The following is a 16911-nucleotide window of genomic DNA, read 5'->3' as shown; positions in this document are numbered from 1 at the left end:
CCCTCTGGAGCCGTAAGTGTCCTCTTTACCCGTTGCCGTCGTCCTTCCTGAGCTTCTCGCCGCCTTAGCACATGCGCCGCAGGTTTTGCTCAGCGCGCCCACGGGAGCGGGTAAATCCACCTGGCTGCCTCTGCAAATTCTGCACGCGGGGAACATCAGCGGGAAAATTATCCTGCTGGAGCCGCGCAGGCTGGCGGCGCGCAATGTGGCGCAGCGCCTGGCGGAACTGCTGAATGAAAAACCGGGCGAGACGGTAGGGTATCGGATGCGCAGCGAAACCTGCATTGGCCCGGCCACGCGGCTGGAGGTGGTCACCGAAGGCATTCTCACCCGTATGCTGCAAAACGATCCGGAGCTGACCGGCATCGGTCTGGTGATCCTTGATGAATTTCACGAGCGCAGCCTCCAGGCCGATCTGGCTCTTGCGCTGCTGCTCGACGTTCAGCAGGGGCTGCGCGACGACCTTCGGCTACTGATTATGTCGGCGACGCTGGATAACGAGCGACTCCGGCAGACGCTCCCTGACGCGCCGACGATCTCCTCTGAAGGGCGTGCATTCCCGGTCGAGCGCCGCTATCAGCCGCTTCCTGCCCATCAGCGTTTTGACGAAGCTGTTGCCACCTCCACCGCCGAATTGCTCCGCCAGGAGCCCGGCTCGCTGCTGCTATTTTTACCCGGTGTAGGCGAAATCCAGCGCGTACAGGAGCAGCTGGCATCCCGGGTGAACAGTGACGTTATGCTGTGCCCGCTCTACGGCGCGCTGCCGTTGGCTGACCAGCGCAAGGCGATCCTTCCCGCACCGGCGGGGCAGCGCAAAGTGGTGCTGGCGACCAATATCGCGGAAACCAGTTTGACCATCGAAGGTATTCGTCTGGTGGTGGACAGTACGCAGGAGAGGGTGGCCAGTTTTGATCCGCGTACCGGGCTGACCAGGCTGCTGACGCAGCGCATCAGCCAGGCCTCAATGGTGCAGCGTGCAGGGCGAGCAGGGCGTCTTGAGCCAGGTATCTGTCTGCATTTAACCAGCGCCGAGCAGGCGGAGCGTGCGGCATTGCAGAGCACGCCAGAGATTTTACAAAGCGATCTCTCCGGGCTGGTGATGGATCTGATGCAGTGGGGCTGCCCGGACCCGGACCAGCTCACCTGGCTTAATCCTCCGCCTGTTGTGAACCTCGCCGCCGCGCGCAGCCTGCTTACCCAGCTTGGCGCGCTGGAAGGCGAGCGTCTGACGGTGCGCGGTCAGAAAATGGCGGCACTGGGCAACGATCCGCGTCTGGCGGCGATGCTGGTGGCAGCGCAGGGCGAAGAGGAAATTGCCACGGCGGCAAAACTGGCGGCTATTCTTGAGGAGCCGCCGCGCGGTGGTAGCAGCGATTTGGGGCAGGCTTTTTCACGCCATCAGGGAAACTGGCAACAGCGGGCGCAGCAGCTGTGCAAACGCCTGAATTGTCGAGGTGGTTCACCTGACAGCGATAAAATTCCCCCTCTGCTGGCACAGGCTTTCCCGGACAGGATTGCACGCCGACGTGGGCTGGATGGTCGCTATCAGCTGGCAAATGGGATGGGCGCGATACTGGACAGCGACGATGCGCTGACGCGACATGAATGGCTGATCGCGCCGCTCTTACTCCAGAGCAGCCACTCCCCGGACGCGCGTATTTTGCAGGCGGTTGCCGTGGACATAGACCCCCTGACGCGCACCTGCCCGCAGCTGCTTCAGCAATCGGACATCGTGGAGTGGGATGATGTTCAGGGCACGCTGAAGGCGTTTCGTCGTCGCCAGATTGGCAAACTGACGCTCGGGGCGAAACCGCTGGCGAAGCCGTCGGAAGAAGAGTTACACCAGGCGATGCTGAACGGCATTCGGGAAAAAGGGCTGAGCGTACTGAACTGGACGCCGGAGGCCGAACAGTATCGTATACGTCTGCACTGCGCCGCGAAGTGGCTGCCGGAACTGGAGTGGCCGAAGGTGGATGATGAGACGCTGCTCGCGACGCTTGAACAGTGGTTACTGCCGCAGATGAGCGGCGTTCACTCGCTGCGCGCGCTTAAGGCGCTTGATGTTAAGGCAGCGTTACAGAATTTACTCGACTGGTCGTTACGTCAACGTCTGGATAGTGAACTCCCTGGGCATTACACTGTGCCAACCGGGAGCCGGATTGCCATTCGTTATCATGAGGATAATCCGCCGGCGCTGGCGGTTCGGATGCAGGAGATGTTTGGTGAGGCCACCACGCCGTCCATCGCTGAAGGGCGCGTGCCGTTAGTGCTTGAGCTGCTTTCGCCTGCGCATCGTCCCTTGCAGATCACCCGCGATCTGGGTGCGTTCTGGGCGGGGAGCTATCGTGAAGTGCAGAAAGAGATGAAGGGGCGATATCCCAAACACGTCTGGCCGGACGATCCGGCGAATACCGCGCCGACACGGCGTACGAAGAAATATTCGTAATGGGGAAAGTGCAGCCTGATGCCCTCACCCCGGCCCTCTCCTACAGGGAGAGGGAGAAAACACTAAAGACTTTCCTGTCAGGAAAGTCTTGCTATTTATTTTGAGAGATTTCTTCTTTCACTGACCTGTGCAAGATAAGAAAATCTGGCCTTTGCGCCTGAATGTTGCGGAGAAAAAGCATGGCGGGGAATGACCGCGAGCCAATAGGACGTAAGGGAAAGCCAACGCGTCCGGCGAAAGAAAAGGTAAGCCGTCGTCGCCTCAGAGATGAGGAGTATGACGATGACTATGAAGACGATTATGAGGAAGAAGAACCGATGCCGCGTAAAGGGAAAGGCAAAGGGCGTAAGCCTCGTGGGAAGCGCGGCTGGTTCTGGCTGCTGCTGAAGCTGTTTATTGTTTTTGTTGTCCTGATCGCGATTTACGGCGTTTATCTGGATCAGAAGATCCGCAGCCGTATCGACGGGAAAGTGTGGCAGTTGCCTGCGGCAGTGTACGGTCGCATGGTGAACCTTGAGCCGGACATGTCCATCAGCAAGAACGAGATGGTGAAACTGCTGCAAGCCACGCAGTATCGTCAGGTCACGAAAATGACCCGTCCGGGCGAATTTACCGTCCAGGCGAAAAGCATTGAGATGATCCGCCGTCCGTTCGACTTCCCGGACAGCAAAGAGGGGCAGGTGCGCGCGCGTCTGACCTTTGACGGCGATCGTCTGGAAACCATTGAGAACATGGATAACGATCGCCAGTTCGGTTTCTTCCGCCTCGATCCGCGTCTCATCACCATGCTGTCGTCCGCAAACGGCGAACAGCGCCTGTTCGTGGCGCGTAACGGTTTCCCGGATCTGCTGGTAGATACCCTGCTGGCAACCGAAGACCGCCACTTCTACGAGCACGACGGTATCAGCCTCTACTCCATTGGTCGTGCGGTGCTGGCGAACCTGACCGCCGGGCGTACGGTGCAGGGCGCGAGTACGCTCACCCAGCAGCTGGTGAAAAACCTGTTCCTCTCCAGCGAGCGCTCTTACTGGCGTAAAGCCAACGAAGCGTACATGGCCGTGCTGATGGATGCGCGCTACAGCAAGGATCGTATTCTTGAGCTGTACATGAACGAGGTGTACCTCGGTCAGAGCGGCGATAACGAGATCCGCGGCTTCCCGCTGGCGAGCCTGTACTACTTTGGCCGTCCGGTAGAAGAGCTGAGCCTTGACCAGCAGGCGCTGCTGGTGGGCATGGTAAAAGGCGCGTCGATCTACAACCCGTGGCGTAACCCGAAACTGGCGCTGGAGCGTCGTAACCTGGTGCTGCGTCTGCTGCAACAGCAGCAGGTGATTGACCAGGAGCTGTACGACATGCTGAGCGCGCGTCCGCTGGGCGTTCAGCCGCGCGGTGGGGTGATCTCTCCGCAGCCTGCGTTTATGCAGATGGTGCGTCAGGAGTTGCAGTCTAAGCTCGGAGATAAAGTGAAAGATCTCTCCGGCGTGAAGATCTTCACTACCTTTGATTCCGTGGCGCAGGATGCGGCAGAAAAAGCGGCGGTAGAAGGTATTCCGGCGCTGAAAAAACAGCGTAAGCTGAGCGATCTGGAAACCGCGATGGTAGTGGTTGACCGTAACACCGGCGAAGTTCGTGCCATGGTGGGCGGGGCCGAGCCGCAGTATGCGGGCTATAACCGCGCAATGCAGGCGCGTCGTTCAATTGGTTCACTGGCAAAACCGGCAACCTATCTGACCGCGCTGAGCCAGCCGAATCTTTATCGCCTGAATACCTGGATTGCCGATGCGCCAATTTCCCTGCGCCAGCCTAACGGCCAGGTATGGTCACCGCAGAACGATGACAGACAGTTCAGCGGTCAGGTGATGCTGGTGGATGCGTTAACTCGCTCGATGAACGTGCCAACGGTCAACCTCGGAATGGCGCTGGGCCTGCCGGCCATCACCGATACCTGGCAGAAGCTGGGCGTACCGAAAGATCAGCTGCACCCTGTGCCAGCGATGATCCTTGGGGCGCTTAACCTGACGCCAATCGAAGTGGCGCAGGCGTTCCAGACCATCGCCAGCGGCGGTAATCGTGCTCCGCTTTCCGCCCTGCGTTCGGTGATTGCCGAAGATGGCTCCGTGCTGTATCAGAGCTTCCCGCAGGCTGAGCGTGCTGTTCCGGCGCAGGCGGCCTATATGACGCTGTGGACCATGCAGCAGGTTGTTCAGCGTGGTACGGGCCGTCAGCTGGGGGCGAAATATCCTGGCCTGCATCTGGCGGGGAAAACCGGGACCACCAACAACAACGTCGATACCTGGTTTGCCGGTATTGACGGCCGTGAAGTGGTGATCACCTGGGTGGGGCGCGATAACAACCAGCCGACCAAACTGTATGGTGCAAGCGGGGCGATGTCGATTTACCAGCGCTACCTGGCGAATCAGTCTCCGGTGCCGCTCAACCTGGTTGCCCCGGAAGATATCGTTGATATGGGCGTGGACAGCTCGGGTAACTTCATTTGCGGCGGCGGCGTGCGTTCGCTGCCGGTTTGGACGACCAACCCGGATGCGCTGTGCCAGCAAAGCCAGCCAGAAGAACCGACAGGTAACCCGTTCGATCAGTCTTCTCAACCTCAGCAGCCGCAGCAGCAACAGCCGCAGCAGCAGGAAGAGAAGAAAGACAGCGACGGCGTCGCCGGCTGGATCAAGGATATGTTCGGCGGGAACTAACCCTACTGATACCCCCTTCTCAGGAAGGGGGTATTTTTTCACCTCAGTAACTCATTTCCTTAACCCTGTTTTCAATCCTTATTAACGACCCGTTTCCCGTTGATTATTTCTTAAACCCTCAATTCTTGTAGGGCCGCATATCGCTTGCTATGCCGTCAGCGTTTCGCATATTATTCTGCGGTCATAATAATAATTCTCGTTTACGTTATCATTCACCTTTTTCATCAGAGATCCATCATGGCGCTTTCCAATACTGCTCAGCCAATTAACACGTCGCTGCGTAAACTCGCAGTCGTCGTAGCCACAGCGGTTGCCGGCATGTCTGCTTACGCACAGGCCGCTGAAACCCCCAAGAAAGAAGAAACCATCACCGTGACTGCCGCACCGGCAGCGCAGGAAAGTGCCTGGGGTCCTGCTCCGACGATTGCGGCAAAACGCACTGCAACGGCGACGAAAACCGATACACCGATCGAGAAAACCCCGCAGTCTATTTCAGTGGTTACACGTGAAGAGATGGACATGAAACAGCCGGGAACGGTTAAACAGGCGCTGGCCTATACCCCAAGCGTTTTCGCAACGCGCGGCGCATCAACAACTTACGATGTGGTTTCGATTCGTGGTTTTACGACCTCCAGCACCGTGAATACCAACCAGTATCTGGATGGTATGAAGTTGCAGGGAGACAACTACTCTGAAGCGTCCATGGACCCGTACTTCCTTGAGCGCGTAGAGCTGCTGCGTGGCCCGACGTCTGTACTGTATGGCAAAAGCCATCCGGGCGGCGTAGTGAGTATGGTCAGCAAGCGTCCAACCACGGAACCGTTGAAAGAAATTCAGTTCAAAATGGGGACGGATAACCTCTGGCAGACCGGGTTTGATTTCAGCGACGCGATTGACGATGAAGGCGTGTGGTCCTACCGTCTGACCGGTCTGGGGCGCAGTGAAAATGCGCAGCAGGAAATGGTGAAGTCTACTCGTTACGCGATTGCGCCGTCTTTCAGCTGGCGCCCTGATGATAAAACCGATTTCACTTTCCTGAGCAACTTCCAGAGCGATCCGGATGCGGGTTACTACGGCTGGCTGCCGCGTGAAGGTACCGTTGTGCCGTACTATGATGCTAACGGAAAAGCGCACAAACTGCCGACCGACTTCAACGAAGGCGATGAAGACAATAAAATCTCCCGTCGTCAGAAAATGGTGGGTTACAGCTTCGCGCATGAATTCAACGACACCTTCACCGTGCGTCAGAACCTGCGTTATACCAAAATCAACACGCTTTACCGTTCAGTTTACGGTAACGGCTATATCGCCCCGGCCCAGATCAGCCGTGCGTACGTGCGCTCAGATGAAGACCTCAACTCGTTCACGGTTGATACCCAGCTCCAGTCGAAATTCGCGACCGGCGCCGTTGACCATACCCTGCTGACGGGTGTGGATTACCTTCGTATGCGCAATGACATTGATGCTGACTACGGTACCGCCGATCCGATCAGCATGAACAATCCGCAGCACGGCAATGCGAACGTTAATGTGAACTTCCCGTATGCCATGCTCAATCGCCAGGAGCAGACCGGGCTCTATGCGCAGGATCAGGCGGAATGGGATAAGTGGGTACTCACCCTGGGTGGCCGCTATGACTTTGCAAAAACGTCTGCCTTTAACCGTAATAACGGAACCACCGCGGAAATTAACGATCGGGCATTTACCTGGCGCGGGGGGATTAACTACCTGTTCGACAACGGGATTACACCATACTTCAGCTACAGTGAATCTTTCGAACCGCTCTCTGGCACTACTCAGGGTGGTAAACCGTTCGATCCGGCACGCGGCAAGCAATATGAAGCGGGCGTGAAGTATGTTCCGAAAGATCTGCCTGTTGTGGTGACGGCAGCGGTATATCAGCTGACCAAGAACAACAACCTGACCGCCGATCCGGCGAACCCGACCAGCGGCTTCAGCGTGCAGGGCGGTGAAATCCGCTCCCGTGGCTTTGAGCTGGAAGCGAAAGCGGCGGTGTCGGCTAACGTGAACGTGACGGCGGCCTACAGCTACACCGATGCGGAATACACCCACGATACCTGGTATGAAGGTCGTCGTCCGGCAGAAGTACCGCGCAACATGGCATCCCTGTGGGCGGATTACACCTTCCACGAGACGGCGCTGAGTGGCCTGACCGTCGGTGCAGGCGCGCGTTACATCGGTAACACGGTGACGTACTACTCCTCAGCGTCGCCTAAAGCCTATGAGTCCTTTAACGTTGCGGGTTATGCCCTGGCGGATGCGACCGTGAAATACGATCTGGCGCGCTTCGGTCTGCCGGGCTCTTCCGTCGGCGTCAACGTGAACAACATCTTTGACCGGGAATACGTCTCCAGCTGCTACAGCGAGTATGCATGCTACTGGGGAGCAGGACGCCAGGTTGTTGCCACGGCGACCTTCCGCTTCTAACCTCTTTATGGGCACGGTTCGCCGTGCCCTTTTTATTTAAGTTGGCTGACATGCAGGATAATAAAACGCAATCCGACTCCACCTTCACGCTCAACAATCTCTCCTTTCGCGTACCCGGGCGCACCTTGCTGCATCCGCTCTCTTTGACGTTTCCCGCAGGTAAAGTGACCGGTTTAATCGGGCACAATGGTTCTGGTAAATCGACGCTTTTGAAGATGCTGGGCCGTCATCAGCCGCCGTCCGAGGGCGACATTTTGCTGGATGACCAGCCGCTGGCGAGCTGGAGCAGTAAGGCCTTTGCCCGCAAAGTGGCCTATCTGCCGCAGCAGTTGCCGCAGGCGGAGGGGATGACGGTGCGCGAGCTGGTGGCGATTGGACGTTATCCGTGGCACGGTGCGCTCGGGCGTTTTGGCGTCGCTGACAGAGAAAAAGTGGAAGAGGCGATCGCGTTGGTTGGGTTAAAACCGCTGGCGCACCGTCTGGTGGATAGCCTGTCCGGTGGCGAGCGTCAGCGCGCGTGGATCGCGATGCTGGTGGCGCAGGACAGCCGCTGCCTGCTGCTCGACGAACCCACTTCGGCGCTGGATATTGCTCATCAGGTCGACGTCCTGGCGCTGGTGCATCGCTTAAGCCAGCAGCGCGGCCTGACGGTGATTGCCGTCCTGCATGATATCAACATGGCGGCACGCTATTGCGACTACCTGGTGGCGCTGCGCGGCGGTGAAATGATCGCTCAGGGTACGCCTGCCGAACTGATGCGCAGCGAAACGCTGGAACATATTTACGGCATTCCTATGGGCATCCTGCCTCACCCAGCCGGGGCTGCACCCGTGAGCTTTGTCTACTGATGCTGGATTCAACATTCATTAGCCGCCGTCGCCTGCTGACGGTCATGGCGCTGTCACCGCTGCTGTTGAAGATGGGCCCGGCTCGCGCTTCCGCTATCGACCCGCACCGCATTGTGGCGCTGGAGTGGTTGCCCGTCGAACTGATGATGGCGCTGGGCGTGACGCCTTACGGCGTAGCCGATATTCCCAACTACACCCTCTGGGTGAATGAGCCCAAACTGCCGGATTCCGTCATCGACATCGGTCTGCGTACGGAGCCGAACCTTGAGCTTCTCACACAGATGAAACCGTCTTATTTATTCTGGTCTGCGGGGTATGGCCCGTCGGAAGAGACCATGGCGAAGATTGCGCCCGGACGGGGCTTTTCCTTTAGCGACGGTAAAAAGCCGCTAACTATGGCCAAAAACTCCATTCACGAGATGGCCCAGTTCCTTAACCGTGAAGCAGAAGCGAAAAAACATCTTGATGAATTTGATGCGCTGATTGACTCCTTAAAGCCGCGCTTTGCCCACCGCGGCGATCGGCCTTTGCTGATGGTGACCCTGCTGGATGCCCGCCATATGCTGGTTTTTGGAAATAACTGTTTGTTCCAGGAAGTGCTCGACAGCTTTGGCATTCGTAATGCCTGGGAAGGCGAGATGACGTTCTGGGGCAGTACCGCCGTGGGTATTGACCGTCTGGCGGCGTTTCGTGATGTGGACGTGCTGTGCTTCGATCACGGCAATGAGCGCGAAATGCAGAGCCTGATGGCCACGCCGCTCTGGCAGGCAATGCCGTTTGTACGCGAGCGGCGATTCTTGCGTGCGCCTGCGGTATGGTTTTACGGCGCGACGCTGTCGGCAATGCATTTTGCCCGCGTACTGGACAATGCGCTGGGAGGCAAGGCATGAGCACGCGTCTGGCCCGTTTCCCAATATTATTGTTGGCGCTTATTTTTCTGGCTGCCCTGGCGTTGACCGGCTTTAACCTGACCACGGCGTTACCGCGCGATCGGTGGGCAGCCGCGTTTGCCGCGCCGGATATCGATAATATTCAGGAAATGCTATTCCACTACAGCCTGCTGCCGCGTCTGGCTATCTCTCTGCTGGTCGGAGCGGGGCTGGGACTGGTGGGCGTACTGTTTCAGCAGGTGCTGCGAAACCCGCTGGCGGAGCCGACCACGCTGGGCGTGGCGACAGGGGCTCAGTTGGGGATCACCGTCACCACTCTCTGGACCCTGCCGGGAGCATTAACCTCGCAGTTCGCCGCGCTGGCAGGTGCGTGCGTGGTGGGTGCGCTGGTCTTTGGTGTGGCATGGGGAAAACGTCTCTCGCCGGTCACGCTGATCCTCGCGGGGCTGGTCGTCAGCCTCTACTGCGGGGCGATCAACCAGCTGCTGGTGCTGTTTCACCACGACCAGCTGCAAAGTATGTTTATGTGGAGTACCGGCACGCTCACCCAGACCGACTGGAGTATCGTCCAGCGCCTGTGGCCGCAGCTGTTTGGTGGCGTGGTGCTAACGCTACTGCTGCTGCGTCCGCTCACGCTGATGGGCCTGGACGACGGCGTTGCGCGTAATCTGGGGCTGGCGCTGTCGCTGGCTCGTCTGGCGGCCCTGACCCTGGCGATTGTGCTGAGCGCGTTACTGGTCAACGCCGTCGGCATTATCGGTTTTATCGGTCTGTTTGCGCCGCTGCTGGCAAAAATGCTCGGCGCGCGCCGTCTGCTGGCGCGCCTGATGCTGGCGCCGCTGATTGGTGCGCTGATCCTCTGGCTTTCCGATCAGCTCATTCTCTGGCTGGCGCGCGTCTGGATGGAAGTGTCCACGGGATCGGTAACGGCCCTGATCGGCGCGCCGCTGCTGCTGTGGCTGCTGCCGCGCCTGCGCAGCATTAGCGCTCCGGCCATGGATGCCGGCGATAAAGTACATGCTGAACGTCAGTCGGTGATGTGGTTCAGCCTTGCCGGGCTGGCGGTGCTGGTTATCGCCTCGTTTGCCGCACTCTCGCTGGGACGCGACGCCACGGGCTGGCACTGGGCGACGGGAGATTTGCTGCATGAACTCATGCAGTGGCGCTGGCCGCGGATCTTCTCCGCGCTGATTGCGGGCGTCATGCTGGCGGTGGCGGGATGTATTATCCAGCGTCTCACCGGCAACCCGATGGCAAGCCCGGAAGTCTTAGGGATCAGCTCCGGGGCCGCGTTTGGCGTGGTGTTGATGCTGTTCCTCGTGCCGGGAAACGCGTTCGGCTGGCTGATGCCTGCCGGCAGTATCGGTGCAGCAGTCACGCTGATGATTATTCTGATCGCCTCCGGACGAGGGGGGTTCTCACCTCACCGTATGCTGCTGGCCGGGATGGCGCTCAGCACCGCGTTTACTATGCTGCTGATGATGTTGCAGGCGAGCGGCGATCCGCGCATGGCGCAGATCCTGACCTGGATTTCTGGTTCAACGTACAACGCCACCGGCAGTCAGGTGATGCATACCGGGATTGTGATGATCGTGCTGCTGGCGATTGTGCCGCTGTGCCGTCGCTGGATGACTATTCTGCCGCTGGGTGGGGACACCGCACGTGCGGTTGGGGTGGCGCTGACGCCAACGCGTATTGCCCTGTTACTGCTGGCCGCGTGCCTGACGGCGACAGCCACCATGACTATCGGCCCGCTCAGTTTCGTCGGGTTAATGGCGCCGCATATCGCCCGTATGATGGGTTTCCGCCGGACTTTGCCGCATATCGCGATCTCTGCGCTGACGGGCGGGGTAATCCTGGTCTTCGCTGACTGGTGCGGAAGGATGGTGCTGTTCCCGTATCAGATCCCGGCGGGCCTCCTGTCGACCTTTATCGGCGCGCCGTACTTTATATATCTGTTGAGAAAGCAGAGTCGGTAATAAAAGTAAACGGCAATCCTTAGATTGCCGTTTTAGTGTTTGCTCCCTCTCCCTGTGGGAGAGGGTTGGGGTGAGGCCATCAGCCGCACATTTTACAGCTTCGCAAACACCTTACGCGCTGCGTCAATGGTGTTATTGATATCTTCTTCGCTGTGCGCCACGGACATAAAGCCCGCTTCAAACGCTGACGGCGCAAGATAAACGCCTTCTTCCAGCATCAGGTGGAAGAAGCGTTTGAAGCGTTCCACGTCGCACTTCACCACGTCCTGATAGCAGGTTACGGTTTTCGCATCGGTGAAGAAAATCCCGAACATCCCGCCGACGTGGTTTACCACCAGCGGAATACCCGCTTCTTCTGCGGCTTCCAGCAGTCCGTTTGCCAGCTGCGTCGTCCGGTCAGTCAGGGTTTCGTGGATGCCCGGCTGCGCCACTTCGGTCAGACAGGCAAAACCTGCCGCCATCGCAATCGGGTTACCGGAGAGCGTACCCGCCTGGTAGACCGGACCGGTTGGCGCCAGCGCGTCCATCACGTCCTTACGGCCGCCAAATGCGCCGACAGGCATGCCGCCGCCGATGATTTTGCCGAGGCAGGTCAGATCCGGCTCGACGCCGTAGTATGACTGCGCTCCCGCCAGCGCGACGCGGAAACCGGTCATCACTTCGTCGATGATCAGCAGCGCGCCGAACTCATCGCAAAACGCGCGCAGGCCCGGCAGGAAATCCGGCTGCGGTGGAATACAGTTCATGTTGCCCGCCACCGGTTCAACGATGATGCAGGCGATCTCCTGCGGATACTGCTCGAACGCCGCACGAACGGTGTCAAGATCGTTATAGGTGCAGGTCAGCGTATGTTTCGCGAAATCAGCCGGCACCCCCGGGGAGTTTGGCTGACCGAGGGTCAGCGCGCCCGAACCGGCTTTTACCAGCAGGCAGTCGGCGTGGCCGTGATAACAACCTTCGAACTTGATAATCTTGTCACGGCCGGTAAAACCGCGCGCCAGACGAATAGCGCTCATGGTCGCTTCCGTACCGGAGTTAACCATACGCACCATATCCATCGTTGGCACCAGCTCGGTGACCAGCTCCGCCATTTTGACTTCCATCTCGGTTGGCGCACCGAAGCTCAGGCCGCGCTGAGCGGCTTCAATCACCGCATTGCGGATTGCCGGGTGGTTATGCCCCAGTACCATCGGGCCCCAGGAGCCGACGTAATCGACATAGGCTTTGCCATCCACATCATACAGATATGCGCCATCCGCACGTTCGATAAACAGCGGGGTGCCCCCCACGCCGGTAAAGGCGCGCACGGGTGAGTTCACGCCGCCTGGGATAAGCTCGCGGGCTGCGCTGTAGAGGTTTTCAGACTTGCTCATGGCGTCGTTCCTGGTTCGTAGAAATAAGTTAAGGCAACTATTCTAAGTGATTCGGAAGAGGTTATAAAATTTTTGCCCCTCAGAAGGCTTAACAATTGTTAAGTATTTTTCAGGGGACGAGGGGATTGTCTCTGGTAGAATCCCTGCGGCCTTTTGTATGACGAAACAGAACAGGTAATGAACGAGAACACGCCTTCTTTTGAACAACAACAATTTACGCGCGCGAAGCACCGGGTCAGCATCCGGCGGCTGCTCAACCGTGACAAAACCCCGTTAGCCATTCTACTGGCAGCCGCCGTGGTCGGTACGCTGGCCGGGCTGGTGGGTGTCGCGTTCGAGAAAGCGGTCAACGCGGTACTCAACTGGCGCATAGGCACCGTCGCCAGCTTTGCCGATCGGGAATGGCTGGTCTGGGTGTGGGCCTTTGGCCTTTCGGCGCTGTTTGCCATGGTGGGGTATTTTCTGGTGCGTAAATTCGCACCTGAAGCTGGCGGCTCGGGGATCCCTGAAATTGAGGGGGCGCTGGAGGAGTTGCGTCCTGTCCGCTGGTGGCGGGTGCTCCCGGTGAAATTTATCGGCGGACTGGGGACGCTCGGGGCAGGCATGGTGCTCGGGCGGGAAGGGCCAACAGTACAACTGGGCGGCAATGTGGGACGCATGGTGAGCGATCTGTTCCGCATGCGCAGCGCTGAAGCGCGCCATACGCTGCTGGCAACGGGGGCGGCGGCGGGTCTGTCTGCGGCATTTAACGCGCCGCTGGCGGGGATCTTGTTTATCATCGAAGAGATGCGCGCCCAGTTTCGCTACAACCTGATATCCATTAAAGCGGTGTTTACCGGCGTGATTATGTCGAGCATTGTTTTTCGCATCGTCAACGGCGAAGGCGCGGTGATTGAGGTCGGCAAGCTGACCAACGCGCCGGTCAATACCCTGTGGCTGTATCTGGTGCTGGGGATGATATTTGGCATCGTCGGTCCGCTGTTCAATACCCTGATTTTGCGTGCGCAGGACATGTTTCAGCGCATCCACGGCGGCAATACCGCCAAATGGGTGCTGGTGGGAGGCATGCTTGGCGGCATGTGCGGGATCCTCGGCTTTATCGAACCGAATGCGGCGGGCGGCGGTTTCGGCCTGATTCCCATTGCCGCGGCGGGGAATTTCAGCGTAGGCCTGCTGCTGTTTATGTTTATTTCACGCGTCATCACCACGGTATTGTGCTTCTCCTCCGGCGCACCGGGCGGCATTTTCGCCCCGATGCTGGCGCTGGGGACGCTGCTGGGTACGGCGTTCGGGATGGCGGCGGCGGCAGGGTTCCCGGCCTACCATCTGGATGCGGGGACGTTTGCGGTTGCGGGAATGGGGGCGCTGCTGGCGGCCTCCCTGCGCGCGCCGCTGACCGGGATCGTACTGGTGCTGGAAATGACCGACAATTACCAGCTCATTTTGCCAATGATCATTACCTGTCTCGGCGCGACACTATTAGCCCAATTCCTGGGTGGAAAACCGCTATACTCCACCATTCTTGCCCGTACCCTGGCGAAACAGGAAGCTGAACAGGCCCTGAAGCAGAATACTTGAATGAATTACCAGGGTATTAGATAATGACAAAAAGAATTGGGTGATTTTTACCCAATAGCAGTCGCAGTATTCATGGGAGCATAAGATGAGTGATGACGTAGCGTTGCCGCTGGAATTTACCGAAGCAGCAGCGAAAAAAGTGAAAACCCTGATTGCCGACGAGGACAATCCGGATCTGAAACTGCGTGTTTATATTACCGGCGGCGGCTGTAGTGGCTTCCAGTATGGTTTTACCTTTGACGACCAGGTTAACGATGGTGATATGACTATCGAGAAACAGGGCGTCGCGCTGGTGGTTGACCCGATGAGCCTGCAATATCTGGTGGGCGGTTCAGTGGACTACACTGAAGGTCTGGAAGGTTCGCGCTTTGTGGTGACTAACCCGAATGCGACCAGCACCTGCGGGTGTGGCTCTTCGTTCAGTATTTAAGCCTGAACGCAGATTGTAGGCCCGGTAAGCGAAGCGCCACCGGGTCTACAAACGACACCTATCGTGAATTTTCATCCAGCGCAAACGTCGGCAGCTTCAGGTGCCAGCGTATGGCCGCTAAACGGATCACCAGCGTGACTACCATCCCCAGCATCGCCGCGTTTTCCAGCGGGACAGCAAAGGTGTAATACGCCGTGGCGTGAACGATCCCCCCGATGATACAGGCCGTCGCGTAGATTTCCGTTCGCAGGATCATCGGGACTTCTCGCGCCAGTATGTCGCGAATGATCCCTCCGCCCACGCCGGTTAACACGCCCATGCAGATCGCCACCAGCGGGCCAGTCCCGGCAATAAAGGCTTTATTCACACCTATCCCCACAAATACCGCCAGACCGACGGCATCCAGCACCGGCAATATCCATTTTGGTAGTCTGCGAGGCTGACGAACCAGCACGATGGTTAACAGGCAGGTGACCATCGCCACCACCAGATCCGTTGGATCTTTTACCCAGAATACCGGGCCGTTTGCCAGCGCCATATCGCGAATCGTTCCGCCGCCCACCGCCGTAACGACGCCGAGCACCAGTACGCCAAACGGATCCATGCGTAGTTTTCCGGCAAGCAAAACGCCGGAGATAGCAAAAACGGCTGTGCCAAGAATATCCAGCCAATACACGAGCATCGTTAAATCCTCGAAGGGGGTATTTATCTGTTTGAGTGACTCTTTGCCAGTTCGGCGCAGAGTTGTTTTGCGGCGAGGATAATACGCGGGCTGGCGCGTTCAAACCAGTCGCTGTTGAGTGTGATAACCGGAATTTTAAGCTGCCGATGCCAGAATTGTTCTATTTTAGGAATCTCGCTCGCATTTCCGACCACCACAATGGCCTGCGGCTGTCGCGCCAGAACCTGCTCACGACTGACCTGCGGCCACGGGACCCGGCTATCGGCAAAGATATTTTCACCTCCACAGGTCTCAAGCACCTGGTTCTGGATTGAACCTTTCCCGGTAGTGAACAGCGGCTGGCTGCCAAATTGCAGAAAAACGCGTTGTTTCGGTTGCGTGCCGTATCGGGCTTTTAGCGCGGCATAGTCGTTGAGCATCTGCTGTGCAGCCTGCCCGGCGCGTTGGGGGGTAGGGCTGAAGGGCGCGAGGTCACGGAGGGTTTGCGCCACCTGTTCGATGCTCACCGCGTCCACCCATTTAACCGTTATTCCCAGCGAAGAGAGCTGATTGACCTGCCGTTCGGCATTACCGCCGCGCCAGGCGAGGACCAGATCGGGCTTTAGCGCCACGATGCGTTCCAGATTCATTCCCTGCCAGGTGGCAACCTGTTCGATATGGGCGGCCTGCGGTGGATAATCGGAAAAGCTGCTCACCGCAACGGGCGTGATCCCGGCGGCAAACGCCAGTTCCGTATTGGCAGGGGAGAGAGCGATCACCCGCGGCGCGGCGATGAGCCAGGCCGGAGCGAGCAGAAGCAGGGCGGCCAGCGCCCTGAAGGACAACTTACCCACGCGCCAGTTTCTGCACCAGGGTTTCCACCATCACGGTGGACTGTTTGGCCGCCACGGCCAGGAACTCGTCGAAGCTAATGTGGGACTGCTGGTCAGCTACGTCAGAAATCGCGCGAACGACCACGAACGGCACGTTGAAGTTATGGCACACGTGCGCAATGGCCGTGGCTTCCATCTCAACGGCGACGGCCTGCGGGAAGTTATGACGGATTTTCGCCAGACCGACAGAGCCGTTGATAAAGGCATCGCCGCTCACGATCAGACCACGTACCGCATTGAGATTCAGCTCGTTTATGCAGCTTTCAGCGGCGGCAATCAGCTTATCATCCGCTTTAAACCCGGCTGGGCAGCCCGGAAGCTGACCATATTCGTAGCCGAATGCGGTGACGTCTGCATCGTGGTAACGCGCTTCGTCGGAAACCACAATATCACCCACTTTCAGCGTCGCCGCCAGACCGCCGGCAGACCCCGTATTAATGATAACGTCAGGCTTGCAGCGCTCAAGCAGCAGGGTCGCGCCCAGTGCCGCTGCAACTTTACCGATGCCTGATTTCAGCAGAGCCACGTCAACACCATTCAACTGGCCGGAGTAGATCTCACAGCCACCGAGGGAGAGGGTCTGACGGTTCTCAATTTTGTCACGCAGCAGCGTAACTTCTTCTTCCATTGCACCAATAATGCCGATTTTCATAGATTTAC

Annotated in this window: 12 protein-coding genes; 8 read left to right on the top strand and 4 right to left on the bottom strand. The window is 58.3% G+C overall.

Features of this window, described 5'->3' with window-relative positions; all coding sequences use genetic code 11:
• Positions 1–16: 16 nt before the first annotated feature.
• The 6 genes from hrpB to fhuB all read left to right on the top strand — a co-directional run bounded on the left by hrpB (position 17) and on the right by fhuB (position 11316).
• Positions 17–2446: an ATP-dependent helicase HrpB gene (hrpB, locus tag G6Q29_RS07490; protein WP_165465118.1), complete on the top strand. Its 2430-nt coding sequence runs from the start codon at positions 17–19 to the stop codon at positions 2444–2446.
• A 179-nt stretch (positions 2447–2625) separates the two neighbouring features.
• Positions 2626–5151 (top strand): bifunctional glycosyl transferase/transpeptidase, encoded by a 2526-nt coding sequence (gene mrcB, locus G6Q29_RS07485; RefSeq protein ID WP_165465117.1) that lies wholly within the window; start codon positions 2626–2628, stop codon positions 5149–5151.
• Between the two features lie 237 nt (positions 5152–5388).
• Positions 5389–7599 carry a ferrichrome porin FhuA gene (gene fhuA / locus G6Q29_RS07480; RefSeq protein WP_165465116.1) on the top strand — a complete coding sequence of 737 codons (2211 nt, stop codon included), beginning with the start codon at positions 5389–5391 and terminating at the stop codon, positions 7597–7599.
• A gap of 50 nt (positions 7600–7649) precedes the next feature.
• Positions 7650–8447: a Fe3+-hydroxamate ABC transporter ATP-binding protein FhuC gene (fhuC, locus tag G6Q29_RS07475; RefSeq protein WP_003856242.1), complete on the top strand. Its 798-nt coding sequence runs from the start codon at positions 7650–7652 to the stop codon at positions 8445–8447.
• Positions 8447–9337, top strand: coding sequence for a Fe(3+)-hydroxamate ABC transporter substrate-binding protein FhuD (gene fhuD, locus G6Q29_RS07470; protein WP_165465115.1), 891 nt, complete (start codon positions 8447–8449; stop codon positions 9335–9337). The genes fhuC and fhuD overlap by 1 nt, the downstream gene beginning before the upstream one ends.
• A complete protein-coding gene (fhuB, locus tag G6Q29_RS07465) occupies positions 9334–11316 on the top strand; it encodes a Fe(3+)-hydroxamate ABC transporter permease FhuB (RefSeq protein WP_165465114.1) in 1983 nt (660 codons plus the stop codon). The genes fhuD and fhuB overlap by 4 nt, the downstream gene beginning before the upstream one ends.
• Before the next feature lie 92 nt (positions 11317–11408).
• On the opposite strand, the gene hemL is transcribed toward fhuB, so the two are convergent.
• A complete protein-coding gene (hemL, locus tag G6Q29_RS07460; protein WP_165465113.1) occupies positions 11409–12689 on the bottom strand; it encodes a glutamate-1-semialdehyde 2,1-aminomutase in 1281 nt (426 codons plus the stop codon).
• Between the two features lie 177 nt (positions 12690–12866).
• Between hemL and clcA the strand changes: the two genes are divergently transcribed.
• Positions 12867–14267 carry a H(+)/Cl(-) exchange transporter ClcA gene (gene clcA / locus G6Q29_RS07455; protein WP_165465112.1) on the top strand — a complete coding sequence of 467 codons (1401 nt, stop codon included), beginning with the start codon at positions 12867–12869 and terminating at the stop codon, positions 14265–14267.
• Positions 14268–14352: 85 nt separating this feature from the next.
• A complete protein-coding gene (gene erpA, locus G6Q29_RS07450) occupies positions 14353–14697 on the top strand; it encodes an iron-sulfur cluster insertion protein ErpA (protein WP_003856230.1) in 345 nt (114 codons plus the stop codon).
• Positions 14698–14755: 58 nt separating this feature from the next.
• Here erpA and G6Q29_RS07445 read toward each other — a convergent pair whose 3' ends face one another.
• From G6Q29_RS07445 to mtnN, 3 genes are read right to left on the bottom strand one after another with little or no spacing between them, the layout of a single operon-like run.
• Positions 14756–15379 carry a TRIC cation channel family protein gene (locus G6Q29_RS07445; protein ID WP_003856227.1) on the bottom strand — a complete coding sequence of 208 codons (624 nt, stop codon included), beginning with the start codon at positions 15377–15379 and terminating at the stop codon, positions 14756–14758.
• Between the two features lie 23 nt (positions 15380–15402).
• Positions 15403–16212, bottom strand: coding sequence for a vitamin B12 ABC transporter substrate-binding protein BtuF (gene btuF, locus G6Q29_RS07440; protein ID WP_165465111.1), 810 nt, complete (start codon positions 16210–16212; stop codon positions 15403–15405).
• On the bottom strand, positions 16205–16903 hold the full coding sequence (mtnN, locus tag G6Q29_RS07435) for a 5'-methylthioadenosine/S-adenosylhomocysteine nucleosidase (RefSeq protein ID WP_165465110.1): 699 nt from the start codon (positions 16901–16903) through the stop codon (positions 16205–16207). The genes btuF and mtnN overlap by 8 nt, the downstream gene beginning before the upstream one ends.
• Positions 16904–16911: the final 8 nt, after the last annotated feature.

Source organism: Enterobacter cloacae (assembly GCF_011078175.1).
Classification (GTDB): Bacteria; Pseudomonadota; Gammaproteobacteria; order Enterobacterales; family Enterobacteriaceae; genus Enterobacter; species Enterobacter cloacae_Q.
The sequence above is the reverse complement of the archived record's forward strand: the minus strand, read 5'-3'. Positions and strand labels throughout refer to the sequence as shown.